Genomic DNA, 17329 nt, shown 5'->3' on the forward strand with positions numbered 1-17329 from the left:
CAGTACGTTTGTTCACAAACCTTTACTAAAAACAAGCCGTTTTCCTATAAGGAAACAGCTTGTTCATTGTTACCCTCTAATTTTTGAGTTTTCTCATTTATTGAATTAAGTCTTAATGCAGAAGCTAGTATGATTACCATACTCACTACTCCAATCCAAACAAGGGTAGATATAGAATTCCAAGTTAATCCTTGATCAAAGAAGAATAGTTCTCGTAAACCTTCTACCATAAATCGCATTGGCAACCAAGAATAGACCCAATCGCGATAAAATGGGGACATCATTTCTGGAGCCATTGCAAGCAATGGTGCACCAAAGAAAAGCATTAAGATAAAAATCGGCATACCTCTAAGCCCTAATAGTGAAAGTACAGCTGAAATCATAAGAAAAAAGCTAAAGGATGTTATGGATAAAAATAACGATGTATCTGTAAAATCTGGAATATGAAGCCCTACCATCCCATCTGCCAGCCAAGTTAAGCCAAATCCAACTACAAGGGTGACCATCGCACCTATTAAAATTTGCACCAATTTTGCGGCAAAGTTCTCTTTTCGATTAGTAATGGATCTTTTGCTAACAGCGATAAAGATAATAGCAGCACTCGCTATACTTGCAATCCAAAGAGGTTGGAATAAAGAAATAGGAGCATTACCGTTTGCACTATTAGTACCAATTTCATTAACATTAGTGACTTTTTTTGTAATAGGATTTGCTAGACTTTCAGCTTGCTTTGCTGTTAATTTTGCTTCTTGCTGTTCAAGCTCGTCTAGTAGTTGTGTACGAACATTATTGTTCAGATTGTCAACTACTCCGTTCAATATTTGTCCTGTCATTGTTGAAGCCATCGTATTCATACCTTGATTAATAAATATTTCAACTTCAGGTGAAGAAGGTGTTGGAGTTCGTAGAGAAGCCTGCTTAGCACTAAAATCTTTAGGAATAACCAATGCTGCATAATATTCTTGGTTATCTAATCCTCTTTGAACTTCCTCTGCGTTTTTTACTTCAATCCATTTCACAGCAGGATCTTCTTGATTTGTAGTTGTTTTTGAATTCTTTTGTATCATTTCAACCATTGTTTGACCCATATTCATCATTGGCTGATTAGGAATTTCAACCCCTACATCCTCATTTACGATTGCAATAGGTAGATTTTTGGGTTCTGGTTGGACCAAAGGAATTAATGTTAATGAAAAAATGAAAATAATTGCCAATGCAATAATTGGTGATAACAATACCAGTTTGTTTTTAAACATATTTTGAATCCTCCTAGAGGTCCCGCCAGCGGAATTTACACACTTGACGGGACTCAGACATTCACTAATCTTTCTTGGGAATCACCGGTACCAAAAGGAATGAATCATACTTCCCGCCAGTATAAACCAAATGAGTTCCTTTGTTCACTGTTTCCATGTGTTCAAAACGTACTTTCATTTTTTGCGAGCTGCTTTCGGTAATGATTTCGCTACCTTTAACTACCAACACCAGACTTTCACCGGCTTTAAGGAGTGTGCTTGAAGGCCAGATTTCAATTTCCACTGGCACTATCTCGCCTTGCTTTAACTTCAATAATCTTTTGTGCTTCAACCATGGTTGGTAAGGAGTAGATTTTTCTGTATCCAGCTCTCGATGGGAAACCCGCAGCCAACCAGTAGCCACTTGACCGTTTTCAATATGATTAAAATCAGGCAGGTATACTTCATTATCTCTTCTATCGTACTTCTTAATGCCGACAAAAAGATCCATGTCATCTGTATCGTCAGTAGAGACCCAAAGCTTGAGCTTCATATACCCGGTGAGCTCGATATCTTCTTTAAAGGTGATTTTAAACCTTAACTCATTATTCTCTGTTTGTCCTGGATCAGCTTTATAAGTCAGTTTTATTTCATCCTTGGACGGTTCTTTCTGCAACGCCATTTCTTCGCCATCAAGGTATAATTGGGTATATTCTGTCCGGGCAATTGGCCATTCACTCTCGAAGTGCATCTCCCCCTGATAGAATTTGTCTCTGACTTCGTAGGATACCCGTGGAGTATCTCTCCAATCATTCTCAATACCCTTCAAGAAATAATCAAAAAACGCTTTTTGTCGTTCCAGCGATTCCCTCGCATAGTAGGTTTCCCACTCCTTACGGCCATGGACATACAGCCACTTGTCTTCGGATGAAGCCTGTTTAAAACCTTCGAAGGTTCCCCGATTATGCAAGCCCTGGGTGGACCAGCTGGCACAAACAAACATTGGCACTTTGATATCGGACAATTTCACTTGTCTGTTCTCCCAGTAGTCATCAAACAACGGATGCTCTTTTTGTGTCTCTCTCAAATCTTCCATTTTTTTATTATTCGGCCACCTTGTTAAAAGGCCTTTCGCCCAAAACCGGAAGAAGCCCGTGTCTGGTATTCCGCCGTGAAATGCAATTTCCCTATACATATCATTGAGCCCTTCCCAAGGTATCATCGCCTTCAGGTGTGGAGGGTTTAAAGATGCCACCCACCATTGGGTAACTGCCAGATAGGATACGCCGTTCGTTCCTACATTGCCGTTGCTCCATTCCTGAACGCCGGCCCATTCGATGACTTCATAATAGTCTTCGGCTTCAATCCGAGACCATGGATGAAGCCCCCCCTCCGATTTTGAACTCCCTCGTAAGGCAACTTTGATCAACACATAGTCGTTTGGAACCCAAAAACCGGGGTCCGGCGATTCTTCGGCGGTAAATTCAGATGACGGGATAGCGCCTAAGGTCGGCCAGACAGGACCAAATGAGGGAAAACGGGATTTAGCATCTTTCCCATACGTATCAGCTGACATTACCACCGGAAACTTTCCGGGCTTGTCGGGGCGAAAAACATTCACATAGAGTGTGATCCCATCTCGCATTTTGACAGGAACATCCTTCTCCATAATCATCTCTTGATTACCGTAATGCATTGTACCAACAACAATTTTGTTCAATCCTGGTTTAATGTCATTTACATCCGTCTGATTTAGGTCAGGGCGGCCCAAGAATTTGTTCATTGTACAACTACTTCCTTTCATTAGAAATTGATTGCTGGAGCCCATAAGCTCCTTTAGCTTAAAAATAGTATCCCAACTTTGAGTGAAAAACTTGGCTTATTTGATGTCGAATTTTGCTTAGCGTATATTTTCGTTAAAATGTTGGCTGTACCACTCCAAGATGTTAAGTTATAATAATGAACAACCTGTTGTGTATTACTCTTCAAATTATAAAATTGGATTAGATTCTGTTCAATAATTAAAAATGGCAAATGTGTTGGTTACGGAACACCTTTAATAATTGTGTTGGTTAAAATTAAGGAGGAATTTGCTTGCGTAATATTAATGCTGATTTACGTGTCATTCGGACAAAAGAATCAATTCGGCACGCATTAGTAGAATTAATAAATGAAAAAAGTTTTGAAGCAATTACAGTTAAAGACATAACAACTAGGGCGAAAATTAATAGAGGCACATTTTATGCACACTATCAAGACAAATTTGATTTAATGACTAAATGTGAAGAGGAAATTATGCTTGATATGTCCAGAATTACAAAACAAAACTTCCCAAGTGTTATTGCCGCACTTGAAACTGACTCTCAGACTTTGACACCATTTTCTTTAACAGTTTCATTATTTGAGTATTTAAATATAAATAGTGGATTTATGAAAGCTGTGTTAGGTCCAAAAGGGGATTTATCATTTCAAACAAGACTGAAAGAATTTATGTGGGAAACACTCTATGGAAATAATCCAAGCGCATTTATAAAGGAAGAAAAATTCCTTGTTCCAGGACAATATTTAGCTTCTTATATGGGAACTGCAATAATAGGGGTAATTCAACAATGGTTGGAAAGTGGCAGGAAAGAATCTCCTCAAGAAATGGCTCGTATCCTAACGACCATTACGGTTAATGGTCCCTACTTTGCAGCTGGTTTAAAAAAATAATCCTCAAAGAATAAGGGACACTACCTTAGAAAGAACAGGTACTGTCCCTTTATTTCAATTAATCTTTTCCGATTTTGACATAAAAAAAACAGCTGCCTATTGGCAACTGGATATATCTTTCTTATGATCAAGCAAGGTGCTCTACAACATATACTTTTACAATCATAATTATACTTTAAAGGAATCCATGTGTCTGTTCGATTAAAGTTATAATTCATTTAACCCCTTCTTTCTTCAAAATATTGAAGAACTTTAAAACGCTCATGATAATGTGGAGTAAGGCGTTCTACGTTAATCTATGTTCACAAAAAAAATGTGTATACAACTAAATAAGCCTTTTTATTTTGGATCAATAAAAAGAAAAAAACCTTATCATATTAAGGGTTTGAGGGACACCTATGAATAGAGCACCTACTATTGATAATAGAGATACTTCGTGTATTATAGTTTAATTGTTCTAGCATTTTTTACATTAGCGAACCATTGACCAAGTACATGATTATGGTGATCAATAATTTGAGATCCAGATAAAAATTGAGAATCGTATGTACTATGTCCATCTTTTACAAGCATTACGTCATACCCAAGGCTATAAGCAGTTCGACATGTTGCATCCACGCAAACCTCAGATTGAATTCCTGTTAGAATAATTCGTTTTATATTCCTCTCATCTAATTCTTGTTGAAGGCATGTTTCATGAAATGAATCAGGATGATTTTTTTCAATTATGGTGTCATTTGTTGAGGGGGCTATAGATTTGTGAATTTCCCACCCTGATGTTCCTCGCTCAAGAGATGAACCAGATTGTCCGTTAAATTTCATATAAATAACAGGGACATGTATAGAATGTGCTCTCTTAATTAACAATTGAATTATTTGTAATAGTTCTTCTCCTTTATATAATATTTTTTTCTCTTTAAATGAACCTTCCTGTACATCAATAATGAGTAATGCAGTACGATTTTCTCCCATAAAAATACCTCCTCATATGTTTCAATTTACAAAAATGTTGCATTTATAAAGAAAAAATCTATTTTTAATGTACCCAAAATAAACTATCATATAATGTATAATCATTAAATAAAGTTGAAAGTATTAAATTTAAGGTATGAAGCATCTTCCAATAAATAAAATGTAAATAAACCAAATTTACATTTTAACAAGTAAGGGGTTTTTGACAGGGTAAGAAATTGTATAGGAGTATTTTTATAAAACTCTAATTTACACCTACAGTTATTTCATTTTTGAAATAGCTACAAGTTGTTTAAATAACCGTGAGAACAAATTTATTAGGCAGCACGTCCACTATAATACCCAATCCCCTAAAATTTCCACAATCCCATTTCTCAAGAACTCGAGATCTACCATTATCTAGATTCGTTACTACAATTTTGGTTCCTTTTCTAATATATGCCTCACTTGAGTCAACAGCGCGATCATTATCCGTCATCCACTAAGTTCTGTTTTTGTAGCCAATAATAAAACTCAATTAAATAATTCTCCATTCTATACACATAAGAACCTTTAATTTCACCACGTTTAGACCTAATTGTCTGATAAGATATATATTTTGCTCCGTGAAGTACAGATAAGCCTTTTATACCTTCTTGCTGAAGCGATAAAAAGTCCTCATCATTTTCTTTAATACGCTCTATAACAAAATTTAAATACTTACACACTTCACTTGCAGCATTCCTTTGGCTACTTAAAGACTGCGATCTTCTTCCATAAACACCTTTAATAAAATTAGTTAAAGGTGTCGGTAAAACCACCTCTCTATGCAAATCATATAGACCAATTCCAACTGCTTGTTTAAAGTTTAGTATCCCTTTATCAAATTCTGCAGCCTTGTATTCCCTCACCCAAAAAATAAAATTATTTAAAACTTCCACCTTCTATATCCCCCCTAAAATAGTACTCCACACAAATGTAAGGGCTTACAATTTATAGTTTTAATTTTAACACATATTTTTATTAACTGGGGAAATAAAAAGCCTTTAACATATTGCTGTTAAAGGCCTTTTAGAAGAGAATATTCTATAATGATAATTTCCACCTAAATATGTTATACAAGCCCCAAACCCTTTCTTAGAATAGCCTAGAGCCGTGTATGAAGCGTCTGATTTCATATGTGGGTTTCGTTCCATTATCCTTTTTAACTGTTCTATCCACATAGATAAGCCCCCTTATAAAGCAACCATATATACATTTTTTTGCATCTTAATGAACATTTCTTGCAGAACAAGATTTAACGAAACATTCGCTTGTCTTCTTATATAACCTTTTTCTAAAAGTTCTATTGCATCAGCAATTCCTTTTACACCCAGTTTTTTAGCATGTAGCCCTAAAATACCGATTTGACTTTGAAAAGATATTAAATCTTTCTTATTCGTTAAAGCATATAGTACATCTTTAAACCATATATTTATAAATTTAAATAGCATTGGCTCTTTTTCTTTTGTATCTATTAATTTTAATAACTTTATTATTTCTATAAAGACTGTAGGTTCCATCAAATTTTTCATCAAGCAGGCTACTTGGGAATGTAGATCTATAAACCACTGCTCTTTTGCTAGTGACATAGCTTTATCTATATTATTTGTCATACGAGTTAAAAGCTTTACTATATCCTGAGAAAGGTTAGCTGCAGATAATTCTTCTTCGTATTCTCCCATAGGTGTATCTAGAAAGTTTAAAATTTGGCATCTAGATTGAATCGTCCCGAGAATCCTTTGTATATTTTCTGTAACAAGAATGGCCGTTGTATCTCCATCCGGTTCTTCTAAAAATTTTAATAAACTATTAGCAGCACTAGTTGTAAGCATCTCAACTCGATCAATTAGATAAATCTTTCTTGATAGTTCAGTAGATGTGTATGTTATTTCTTTGTGTAACTGCTGAATTTGCTCCTTTTTAATACTCCCACCCTCTTCTGGTGAAATAATAACTACGTCAGGATGAATGTTGTTATTTATACGATCACAATTTTGGCAATCATTACATGGTATTCTCTCTGAATTTTCTAAGCAAAATAGGCTTTTAATAAATAATAAAGCTGTCTCTTTTTTTAAAGTACCTGCTTCCCCATTAAATAGATACGCATGACTAACCTTTTTATTTACTAATCCATTTTTCAGTATTGTCCCTACGATATGTTGCTTTTGCATAACTTCGCTCCAAGATATAATCCTTGTCATCATTACCACTCCTTAAATTTTGTTAACACAAAAAGACCTTTCGAAGAAATAAGTGCTATTGTAAGAGGCTTACAATAATTCTTATAACCCGAAAGGTCTAGTGTTTTAGTTTAAGCAAAAGGAAAATATTAATAGGTAAATAATACCGAAAATTCAGATAAAAAACAAGTGTATACGCCGTTATTATATTACTTCACTATATTTTTCAGCATCAAGGATTAACATCCGTTTTTAAAAATTAAAATAAACAACTTATAAAAGACAATAGATACGTTCGACTATTGCCTTGTATTTTCACCAATATTATATTTTCATTTTTACATGTTACTGCAGCAAGATTTTTACAGCTAACCTATGATACCAACTCAATTTCATTTAAATATTCATTAAAATTATTAATATTGTATCCTATGCTTTGAAGCATGCGTTTACTTCCTGCACAAGATACAGAATATCCCTTTTGCACTGAGTTTTTGAACTGTTCTGCCGTAATCTCTTTAAGATTTTTATTTTGATAACATTTTTGTCCAGAAACAAACTTCATTATCAAGAAGAGGTTGGGATCAATTATACCATCTGAGATTACTTCTAAATCTATACAAAAATCTACAATTCTCATTTTCTCTTCGAATATAGGAATGTATCGAAACCCTTCATTTATTAACCTATTTACTATTGCTTCTACATTTGATCCTTTTTCAACGTGGTAAATTTTATACATAATTTCACTACCCTTCATAATAAAATTTTGCTCTCATCCTTATACCCTCTTTCTTTACAACAAGCACACCATCCATATAAAGCTTTAAATAACACCTTTATTCACAATCCATATCTATTACACTTTTATAAGTACACTTTTTATCCGAACATTTTAGAAATATAAATTGATCTTTCGTTTCAATACATAATTCTCTATTACATTTTGGACATATTAATTCACTTTTCATTTTTTACTCCAACCCTTGGCTTTCTTTAAATTCTATATTAATCTGCTAAGATTAGTTCTATCTCCCTGTTTAATAAAATTATAGTGGTAATTTTATTAAACAAATTACCTTTTAAGTCTCACTATCGAATAATTAAGTATGCGAAACAAAAATAAAACTGTTGAAAGTACAATATAAAAAAGAAAGCCTATTGTTTTAATAAACAATACAATGCCTAATATAAAGAATATAGGTGCAATAATCATTTTAAAATAAGCCGGAATTGCGGGCATGTGCACACCATAATTTTCTATGGCTAAAAATGAAATTGAGTTTGATGATAATATTGAATCTTGAGTGTATATAAGATTTAAAAAAATGATTACTGTAGAAAAAATCACTATATAACTCAATAACCAGAACTTTAATCCTTTTTCCCCCCACGAGGGGTTGAATTCAATCCTTAATCTTCCATTCACTTTTATCCCCCCTTTTCCACACAAAACTCAAAATTAAATTCAAAATTGATTCCAATGGGCGGTGAAAGTCTTTCTGTCCAGCGGTAACCTTCATCAATATAACGTTTTAACTCATTGATTTCTAAAAATTTTCGTTTCCCTTCTACTGCATGTAAATTCCCCTCTGGATAATCAAACCTACGGTATTCCCAAAGTATCAAGTGTAATTTTTTATCAGGAAATAACTTAAAGGCTATAACACCTGTCTCCAAAGAACCAGATTCATATTTTTGAAGATAAAAGGGAAGATTTACTCCAGATTCTTTAAAAACTTCCTTCCCCTGAATTTCACGTATGTAAAAGTTATCCCAATTATTCTTTTGCTGCTCTCTCCAATTGAGATATAGTTCTTCAGGAACTCCAAATTCTTTACATTGATTTGTTACGAAGTTGAAATATGTATTGTTATAATCTCTAACGAATTCCATTTAATATTTCCCCCTTAAAATTCACTAAATTGGTTGTTTCACAATAATTATTGAAATATGAAGAATTTAAATAGTTGCTAGTAACCTAATTATTAACATAATAATAAAAACTTTCTATTTATTTTAATTATATTACTAATCCTCTCCAATTTAAAATCATTACATAAAAAATAACAGAAGTTCGTAATTTAAGTTCCTCTGTTATCTACTAGCCATAAAATGAATAAACGATATAAAATTCTATTTTGATGATTGTAGCTTTATCTTTTATATACTTCTTTAATAAATCTAGATATTTCACAAGATTGATTTCTAACCACCTTAGGGCTAGATATGAACAATTCACTTTCAGCACGGGTAATTCCTACATAAGCCAGCCTTCTTTCTTCTTCTAAACTTTCTTGTAGTTTCATTAGCATTTCTTTTTTATTTGTAATTCTATCTTCCATCACCTCAAGAGCTGACTTATGAGGAAGTACCCCTTCAGATACTCCAATAAAGAATACAGTTGGAAATTCTAATCCCTTAGAGGAATGTATAGTATGCAATGCAACCGCATCAGGATTTTGATGCTTCTGCAATTCTTCCATTTGCTTATTTCGAAGAATAACTTTGTCTATAAAATTTAAAAATGAAGCTATATCTTTAAATTTTTTCGATGACGCTGTCAGTTCATCAAGCACCTCTTTAACTAATTCTTGATGAATAGTTAAGGATCCACGTTTATTGTTTTGTAAATACTTTTCATATCCAATGTAACCATGTCTAATTTCTTCAACAGCTAGAGCTGGGTTTAATCTAGCCAAGCCCTTTAGGTTCTTAATCACTCCTATAATAAATTGAAGTTGATACTTTTTTAGTTCTGGAATTGATGTTAAATAGTATAATAAGGGTTTTACCTTTCCATCTATATAATCTAAGGCTGAAGCACGATTAATATGAGATATCGCTTTCTCCTTACTTATATACAGTACATTACATATCTCTTTAATCGCCTCTTCATCAGTCGGATTTAAAGCTAGCCTTAAAAAATTTATGATTGGCCGTACATACGTATTCTCATAAAAAGTATCTTTATTTCCATATTGAATATAAGGGATATCATTTAGCACTAACTGTTCTACAATGGCTCTACTAACTGCGTGAGTTCTATATAGAACCGCAATATCTTTAAATTGTCTTGTCTCACTTTTAATTGCACTTTTAATACTTTGCACAATATTTATTGCCTCTTCGTCACTATCTGCAGGTGAACTATAAATTGGTTTAGGTCCGTCTGCCTTAAAGGCTCTAAGTTCTTTTTTGAATTGTACTTTATTATTTTTTATCACTGCATTTCCAAGTCCAACAATGTATGGATTGGATCGATAATTAACTTCAAGTTTTATAACTTTCGCACCTGGGTATTCATTTGGAAAATCTAATATCAATTTGGGATCGGAACCTCGAAACGAATAAACGGTTTGCCCATCGTCCCCCACACCGAATATTAACTTTTGCGGGTATGCTAACATCTTAACTATCATTTGTTGCAGCAGGCTTATGTCTTGATATTCATCCACTAGAATATGAAGAAACTTATTTTGGAGTAGTTCAAGAAGTTGATAGTCTTCTAAAAGCAATTGATAGGTATATAATAAAATATCATCAAAATCCATTTGATTATTATCTGCTTTCCATTCTTCATAAGAGTGGTAAATTGTCTTAATTTCTTTTTCTATTGGTGTTTTTACTGGAAGATTTTCTGGAGTTACAAAAGTATTTTTGTAATAGGAGATAAGTGACAATACAGTTTCAGGATCATATGCGTCCTGGTATTTATACTTCTTTAGTATATTTTTAATAATAATGTGTTTGAACTTTTCATTACTCAAAATGCGTTGATCGTACCCTCTGCTTCTTAATATCCTCAAAAAAACAGAATGAAACGTACCAGCAACAATTGTATTTAATACCGATTTACTAATGCCTGGTAAACCGGCAATTCTTTGCTTCATTTCGTTGGCTGCCTTACGTGTAAATGTTAAAACTAATATTCTTGATGCATCTAGATTTGCTATACACATTAAGTAACCCACTCTACTTGCTAGAACTCGTGTCTTTCCACTCCCTGCAGCAGCAATTGCTAATACTGGTTTATCGATTGTTCGAACAGCCTCGATTTGTTTCTCATTTAGAAAAATGTTCTTTTCTTCTAACGCCCTAAAATAAAATGAATCAAGTTCATCATCAGCAATCAATTCCTTAGAAGTGTAAATATCAGCTATTTCAGCTTGAGGTATTGCCTTTACTTCAAAGTAACCTTCTGGTAGAAATACACTTTGTTTTTCTGACATCTTCAAAAGCTTTCCCTCTCTTTCATACTTGTGTACAAATGAAAACAGCCCTCCTGGAAAAAGAATGCCATGTACAATGTACATAGATCTTTTACCCGAAGGGCATAATCTCAAATAAACGAAAGAAAATTCAAAAAAATTATTAAGGCTAGTATATCATACTTAAACATACAAATCACTTTGCATATTACTCACTAGCATATCTTTTTAATGCACTTTCAAATGCTGAAATCCCCTTACTATTTACAAAGCGAATAGGAGTATTATAACGAGCTGCGGCCGGAATAATTAATTCATGATAGATATGACTCAGTAATTCTGTTAGATAAAAGACTACATCAGCTTTTTTAACTGCACTATCTATTTTACGATGCTGATCTTCTGCTACAAATATGATTTCTGCATTGTATTTTTCAACGCACTCTCTATAGTATCTTTCTTTATTTCCACCAATTACAGCCACTTTCTTTCCTGATAAATCATTCTTATACACATTTCCTTGCGGCTCTTCTTCTTTCTGCAATTGAATGATTTCTAGAGCCATTTGTTCAATCATTTTATTTAAATACGCTACTTCTTTTTTATGTTGTTCTGACTTGATTTCCTCCTCAGTTGCCAAATCAGTCATCAATTCATTTACGGACCTCTCTGTTTGTTTAACAACTCTTGATGCCTTAGCATCTGATGAGATTTTTTGTTTTTTCAGATGTTCATTTTCCATTTTATATTTATTTAACATTTTCTCTTGTTTATTAAACTTTTTTTCATACTCGTTTAACTTACTTTGAAGTTTATTCCACTCCTCTTTAAACGAAATCTCTTCGGCCTTTTCTTGACTAGGATATCTCTCCTTATGAAATATTGCTAATTCTGCAAGAATGTTAATGTATCTGAATGGAGCAGCTTCTAAGTACAAATCATGCATATCATCTGTTCCTTGAGTTTTTATATAAGCAGTGATAAAAATTGTGAAATGCATTCCGTACTTCTCAATTACTTCTTGTACATCTTTAATTTGCTTCTGTTGATTATCTGTTTGATCATACGCTGCTTGTAATTGAGCTATCTCAATTTCACCAGCGACTTTTAAATTTTTTTGAAGTCTTTCTTTCATTTGTGGTTTACTATACTCTTTTAACAAGCGATCGATTTTCCCTCGTTTACCCTGTTTCTTTTCCTTCGCTGTTAAGAAAATTTTACAGTCATTGAAAAAACGTGTAACTATTTTCTTGTGTTTCGGTGAATCACTTTCTATTAAAGATATAATAATGTACAAATCAACAACATCAGGTAATGAATCTGTAGATTCTAACCAATACTGAGTAACAGCATCTTTTACTGTTGTAAATAATTCATCAGATATTTTATCTTGACCTATAGAATCTCCTTCCTCAAAACATTCACTGTAATGTTTAAATAAATCTATTGATTCTTTTCCGTCCTTTTTTGTAATTGAAACTAATTCACCCATTTTTAATCCCCTCTCACAATAGAATTTTCTGATAACTCATCTAAATAGTAATATGTGGAATTATGAGTGTCAAATCGATTCATAAAGTTTTTAATCTTCCTTTTTGTCAGTCCAAGAGTTATAATATTCTTATATTTTTTACTTTTTGTTTTTTTCTTCTTTAAATTAAAAGCAGCCCTTTGGGTTGAGTTAACACATGAAAATGTGAACAGTAACTCTACTCATTTGGCTGCTTTTTTGCATTTAAAAGGATTGCCATTTAATAAAATTAGATATTTATGGGAGGAATATTAATGAGTAATTATGTTGCACTATACCGTGCGTATAGACCAAATAGCTTTAACGATTTAGTGGGGCAAGATCATATTAAAACGACAATCATGAATGCGATCAAACTAGAAAAAGTAGCACATGCCTACCTTCTATCTGGACCACGGGGGACTGGAAAAACAACTGTTGCCAAAATAATTGGAAAAGGTGTTAACTGCTTAACTCCATTAAGTAATGGTGAACCTTGTCAAAAGTGTGCCAACTGTAGTGATATTAATAATAATAAATTCGCGGACATTCTAGAATTTGATGCTGCAAGTAATAATGGAGTAGAAGAAATACGGCAGATACGAGACCAGGTACATTTAGCACCGGTTACAGGAAAGTATAAAGTGTACATTATTGATGAAGTGCATATGCTTTCAAACTCTGCATTTAATGCTCTATTAAAGACATTAGAAGAGCCACCAGCACATGTTATTTTCATACTGGCTACAACAGACCCACAAAAAGTTCCTAAAACTATCATTTCTAGATGCCAACAATTCGAATTTCGAAATATACCTCTTCAAGCAATGTTTGACAGGTTAAAATTCATCTCCAATGATCAAGGAATTCAGATTACAGACGAAGCATTACATTTAATATCTCAATTAGCTGAAGGTGGTTTACGTAATGCTCTTAGCATAATGGACCAAGTCATCGCATACGCAACAAATAATGTAACAATAGAGCATGTTGCAACTGTCGTTGGTAAGGTAGCTATTCAGGATATTGAAAAACTAATACATTATATAACTGAGAAAGATTTAACTAGCACTTTAGATTCTTTACAAACTATCCTAGAGAGAAAACAAGCAGATTTCTTTTTAAGCGATTTAATCGGTTATTATAGAGACCTCATGATATTTAATCTATCTCAAAAAACTGACATTTTTAAAGTGGCCATTTATAATAATGCCTTTATAAACCTCGCTAAGCGAATACCATTATCCAAGATTCCAAGTATTCTTGAAGAACTTACTACGGTACAGTATAAAATAAAAAACTCTGTATATGCAGCAACGCTAATCGAAATTGCATTAGTTAAGATACTTCAGCTGGAGCAGGAAATATCAACGAACCAACAGAATATCAAAAATAACGAAAATGAAGATTCCAGTGAGCTTAATCAAACGTTGTTACAAAGTTTACTTGATACCATCGCAGCATTCAATCAGCGTTTAGACGAATTAGAAAAACAAAAAGAAGAACCAACTGGTAATCAAAGACGCAGAAACATTCAAATTTATCGCGATCCTAAAGCTAAGGAAACTGCAAAAGATATAGTTTTACCAGAAATTACTTGGGAAACAAGCAAATTATTAGAAACTTTCCTTCCTAACTGTATTGCTCATATAAAGAAAGATAATCCCCTTATTGCAAATAGTTTAGGAGAAATAGTTCATGCTACTGGATCCAAACACCATATTATTTTCGTAATGGAAAATCCCCAACAAGTTGAGACATTATATAATCCATTAAATGATTCCATAGTTACCAAAACCATTTCACAATTACTTAGACGCACCATTAAGATGATTTACCTAGAAAAAAGTGAATGGGAAGAGATAAATACAAGAAAGGAAGTGTAAAAATGAATAGTATCAAAGTACCATTTGGAAGAAAAAAGAAACCTAAACTCCCAGTTACACACATTTCTGCCTTATCTTCTATGGAATTTGATCATCTATTGTATGTACTTAACGAACTAGCAAATAGTTATAGGGATGCTCATCCAATCCCTTATGACATTAGATCGTTTCATCAATTAATTGCCTTTCATCTAGCTAATAAATTAACAAAGCAGCAAACCTTTTCTAACATTGAATTAGGGATCTTAAACGGAATACTTGAAAATAGGAACTTACCCATTAAAGAAAGGAAAACATTAGGAGATTTTGTTTTACTACGGGAAATCGATGAGCTAAACAATTCGAATGAATTTATTACCCAATTAATAGAAAATGACTTTCAATTAGTTGAAAACATTGCATATGTACGGATAAACAAAGAAATTGACTATAATTAAACACTCCATAAAATATAACCCCGCTTAAATATAAGCGGGGTTATAAAATTCTGAACATAATTAACCAAATAAATCTATTTTTTCTTCACTTGGTTTTTCAAGTTCTTTAATTTTCTGTTCTTGTTCTGAAATAATCTCTTTTACAAATGAACGAAGACGACTCAGAAAGTCTCTATGCATACTGTCATTCCCAGCAATATTGAACAATGGAAATAATTCATTAATTAGTTCATGTTCATAAGATTCCCTTTCATTTTCATCCTCTACAAGATATACCTTTACCCGATGAAAATAATGATTTAAAAGCTCTGTACCTTCGCTTTTGCCTTTTAAATGTTCAAGGATACGTCCTCTCAAATTATTCGACATTCCCACATACAAAGTAACCCCAGTAACCGAATAAAATACATATACACCACCGACATTTAAATGAAATCCAGTTTCAATATCTTTGCATTCTACTGTTACAGAGGGATATTTTGTAATCGGTTTTCCATAGAAACTATTTTGATTTTGCTTCATAAATATTTCTCCGTTTGGTATTTCAGTCAAAAATACTATTGAGGAAGCTATTTCCTACAAAGCTATAAGATGCCGATTTTTCATCCCATTTTAATTCGACTTCTAATATTTCTTCTTTATCCAGTACTGTATTTTTAGAAACACGGTATTCAATCCATTTTATTTTTTGAGGAACATCCGGAATAAATAGTGCTGTAAAATAAGCTCTCCTTAAAATCGTTGCCAATTGAGCATAACGATCTCCTACTGATCGACTACCATTACCATAGATCACAAATCTTGCGCCTATATCTCTTGCTATGTCTTTATCATTAAGAACATACACTTCTACAGGAAATCGTTGTACCTCCCGTAACTTATCTTCATTTGATTCCGTGGACATAAATAGCCCTGTAACGTATGGTAATTCAAACTTATATACTCCTGAATGTATTTGTTGATATTTTGGTACTTCTTTAGTTCTATTAAACATTAGTAATCCCCCTTAGTAGTTATATAAAACTAGATTTATTTTTTTGCTGCCATCACTGTATTCTCCCTTAAATGCAATTCAATTTTAGCTACCGATTACTCTTTATCCTATAGATACTGTTCTTTAGCTTAGGCTTCTTGTGCAACCGTACTTTAGTCCCATTAATATCTAAGTCAATTTTTTCTTCCTCTAAAGCCTCCATTTTCTCTTTATGTTCTTTTTCAATTTTATCTCTTTCTTCTTTTTTCTTAGTCGCTTTAGGACCAATTACGAACAGAATTAAGAATATACTCACCATGACAACAAAAGTAGTCACTAGTACCTCTCCCCCCTTTGCCAAAACTTCGTACAACAAAATTCTTTTTAATGTCTAAGACTTAATTCAGAAAATTAGAGGAGAACGAGTGCTAGTATAATTAGACTGAAAAATAATAGAAATTACCTACACTATTCCCTCCTTCCCCTAGATAAACATAGATTATAAATGGCGCAACAAGGCGGGTACTATTAATGTCATTACAAATATAAAAATTGAACTATATCTCAAACTCGAACTCCATTTCCCATATTTCGGATGTTCAAATTTCTTATAAAGCATACCTAGTGCTAGAGATATTAAAAACATTAATACAGCTGTCCCTAAAATTATAGAAGTGATTAAACCCACCATATTACCCATAAAAGTTTGAAAATCAAAAGAACGTGTTGTAAGCATTAACACCGGTAAAATCCTTATTAGTAGTATGAGAATGAAGGATCCTACTCCAAAATATATAGATCTTTTTTTCCACTTTATATGTTTAAACCATAAAGAAGCTCCAAAAACTAGTAATGATATTAAGATTACTACAGAAAGAATAAGGAAAATAACATCAAAGAATGCAGGCACACTCGCATGGACTGCACCATCTATTTTATCTCCCCCATCTTTTATTACATCACTGCCGCCATTAAACAAAGAACCAAACCAGTCTACAATCCAATCAGTAATCCAGGAAATATCAAATGGTAACTCTTCATTATTTGTTTGTGCAGGAGCAGCCGAATTAAATACCTCCAAATTATCCTCCCCCTTTAATCAAAGTATGCCTTTACTTTAAGTATATAAATTTCTCCTATTAAAACTAAGAAAATATTCAATCATATCTGATTGAATAGAAGAACCACT

Annotated in this window: 17 protein-coding genes; 3 read left to right on the forward strand and 14 right to left on the reverse strand. The window is 33.0% G+C overall.

Annotated elements, in window-relative coordinates:
• Positions 1-44: 44 nt before the first annotated feature.
• Both JFU02_RS02675 and JFU02_RS02680 read right to left on the reverse strand, forming a co-directional pair.
• The gene (locus JFU02_RS02675) at positions 45-1256 is read right to left on the reverse strand and encodes a YhgE/Pip domain-containing protein (RefSeq protein WP_201069629.1); all 1212 of its coding nucleotides are present in this window, start codon (positions 1254-1256) and stop codon (positions 45-47) included.
• A gap of 64 nt (positions 1257-1320) precedes the next feature.
• The gene (locus JFU02_RS02680) at positions 1321-3018 is read right to left on the reverse strand and encodes a CocE/NonD family hydrolase (RefSeq protein ID WP_201069630.1); all 1698 of its coding nucleotides are present in this window, start codon (positions 3016-3018) and stop codon (positions 1321-1323) included.
• A 311-nt stretch (positions 3019-3329) separates the two neighbouring features.
• Between JFU02_RS02680 and JFU02_RS02685 the strand changes: the two genes are divergently transcribed.
• Complete coding sequence (locus JFU02_RS02685) at positions 3330-3947, forward strand: TetR/AcrR family transcriptional regulator (RefSeq protein WP_201069631.1); 618 nt, start codon at positions 3330-3332, stop codon at positions 3945-3947.
• 441 nt (positions 3948-4388) lie between these two features.
• Here the strand turns inward: JFU02_RS02685 and JFU02_RS02690 are convergent, their stop codons facing one another.
• From JFU02_RS02690 to JFU02_RS02725, 8 genes are all read right to left on the reverse strand, one after another.
• A complete protein-coding gene (locus JFU02_RS02690; protein ID WP_201069632.1) occupies positions 4389-4919 on the reverse strand; it encodes a cysteine hydrolase family protein in 531 nt (176 codons plus the stop codon).
• A 467-nt stretch (positions 4920-5386) separates the two neighbouring features.
• The gene (locus JFU02_RS02695) at positions 5387-5839 is read right to left on the reverse strand and encodes a hypothetical protein (protein ID WP_242488027.1); all 453 of its coding nucleotides are present in this window, start codon (positions 5837-5839) and stop codon (positions 5387-5389) included.
• Positions 5840-5944: 105 nt separating this feature from the next.
• The gene (locus JFU02_RS31940; RefSeq protein WP_242488028.1) at positions 5945-6121 is read right to left on the reverse strand and encodes a hypothetical protein; all 177 of its coding nucleotides are present in this window, start codon (positions 6119-6121) and stop codon (positions 5945-5947) included.
• Between the two features lie 12 nt (positions 6122-6133).
• The gene (locus JFU02_RS02705) at positions 6134-7144 is read right to left on the reverse strand and encodes a DNA polymerase III subunit delta' (RefSeq protein ID WP_242488029.1); all 1011 of its coding nucleotides are present in this window, start codon (positions 7142-7144) and stop codon (positions 6134-6136) included.
• Between the two features lie 352 nt (positions 7145-7496).
• Complete coding sequence (locus JFU02_RS02710) at positions 7497-7883, reverse strand: hypothetical protein (protein WP_242488030.1); 387 nt, start codon at positions 7881-7883, stop codon at positions 7497-7499.
• A gap of 671 nt (positions 7884-8554) precedes the next feature.
• The gene (locus JFU02_RS02715) at positions 8555-9019 is read right to left on the reverse strand and encodes a hypothetical protein (protein ID WP_201069634.1); all 465 of its coding nucleotides are present in this window, start codon (positions 9017-9019) and stop codon (positions 8555-8557) included.
• Between the two features lie 260 nt (positions 9020-9279).
• Positions 9280-11355, reverse strand: coding sequence for an ATP-dependent helicase (locus JFU02_RS02720; protein WP_242488045.1), 2076 nt, complete (start codon positions 11353-11355; stop codon positions 9280-9282).
• A gap of 187 nt (positions 11356-11542) precedes the next feature.
• Positions 11543-12826, reverse strand: coding sequence for a DUF2325 domain-containing protein (locus JFU02_RS02725; protein ID WP_201069636.1), 1284 nt, complete (start codon positions 12824-12826; stop codon positions 11543-11545).
• 293 nt (positions 12827-13119) lie between these two features.
• Between JFU02_RS02725 and dnaX the strand changes: the two genes are divergently transcribed.
• Both dnaX and JFU02_RS02735 read left to right on the forward strand, forming a co-directional pair.
• The gene (gene dnaX, locus JFU02_RS02730; RefSeq protein WP_201069637.1) at positions 13120-14730 is read left to right on the forward strand and encodes a DNA polymerase III subunit gamma/tau; all 1611 of its coding nucleotides are present in this window, start codon (positions 13120-13122) and stop codon (positions 14728-14730) included.
• A gap of 2 nt (positions 14731-14732) precedes the next feature.
• Positions 14733-15167, forward strand: coding sequence for a hypothetical protein (locus JFU02_RS02735; protein ID WP_201069638.1), 435 nt, complete (start codon positions 14733-14735; stop codon positions 15165-15167).
• A gap of 60 nt (positions 15168-15227) precedes the next feature.
• Here JFU02_RS02735 and JFU02_RS02740 read toward each other — a convergent pair whose 3' ends face one another.
• The 4 genes from JFU02_RS02740 to JFU02_RS02755 form a co-directional block, all read right to left on the reverse strand.
• The gene (locus JFU02_RS02740) at positions 15228-15689 is read right to left on the reverse strand and encodes a GIY-YIG nuclease family protein (RefSeq protein ID WP_098940282.1); all 462 of its coding nucleotides are present in this window, start codon (positions 15687-15689) and stop codon (positions 15228-15230) included.
• Between the two features lie 22 nt (positions 15690-15711).
• Entirely contained in the window at positions 15712-16161 is a 450-nt protein-coding gene (locus JFU02_RS02745) for a hypothetical protein (RefSeq protein WP_201069639.1), read from the reverse strand.
• An 88-nt stretch (positions 16162-16249) separates the two neighbouring features.
• Complete coding sequence (locus JFU02_RS02750) at positions 16250-16477, reverse strand: hypothetical protein (RefSeq protein WP_201069640.1); 228 nt, start codon at positions 16475-16477, stop codon at positions 16250-16252.
• A 162-nt stretch (positions 16478-16639) separates the two neighbouring features.
• Positions 16640-17221, reverse strand: coding sequence for a hypothetical protein (locus tag JFU02_RS02755; RefSeq protein ID WP_201069641.1), 582 nt, complete (start codon positions 17219-17221; stop codon positions 16640-16642).
• Positions 17222-17329: the final 108 nt, after the last annotated feature.

It is taken from the genome of Bacillus sp. TH13 (assembly GCF_016651175.1).
Classification (GTDB): domain Bacteria; phylum Bacillota; class Bacilli; order Bacillales; family Bacillaceae_G; genus Bacillus_A; species Bacillus_A thuringiensis_S.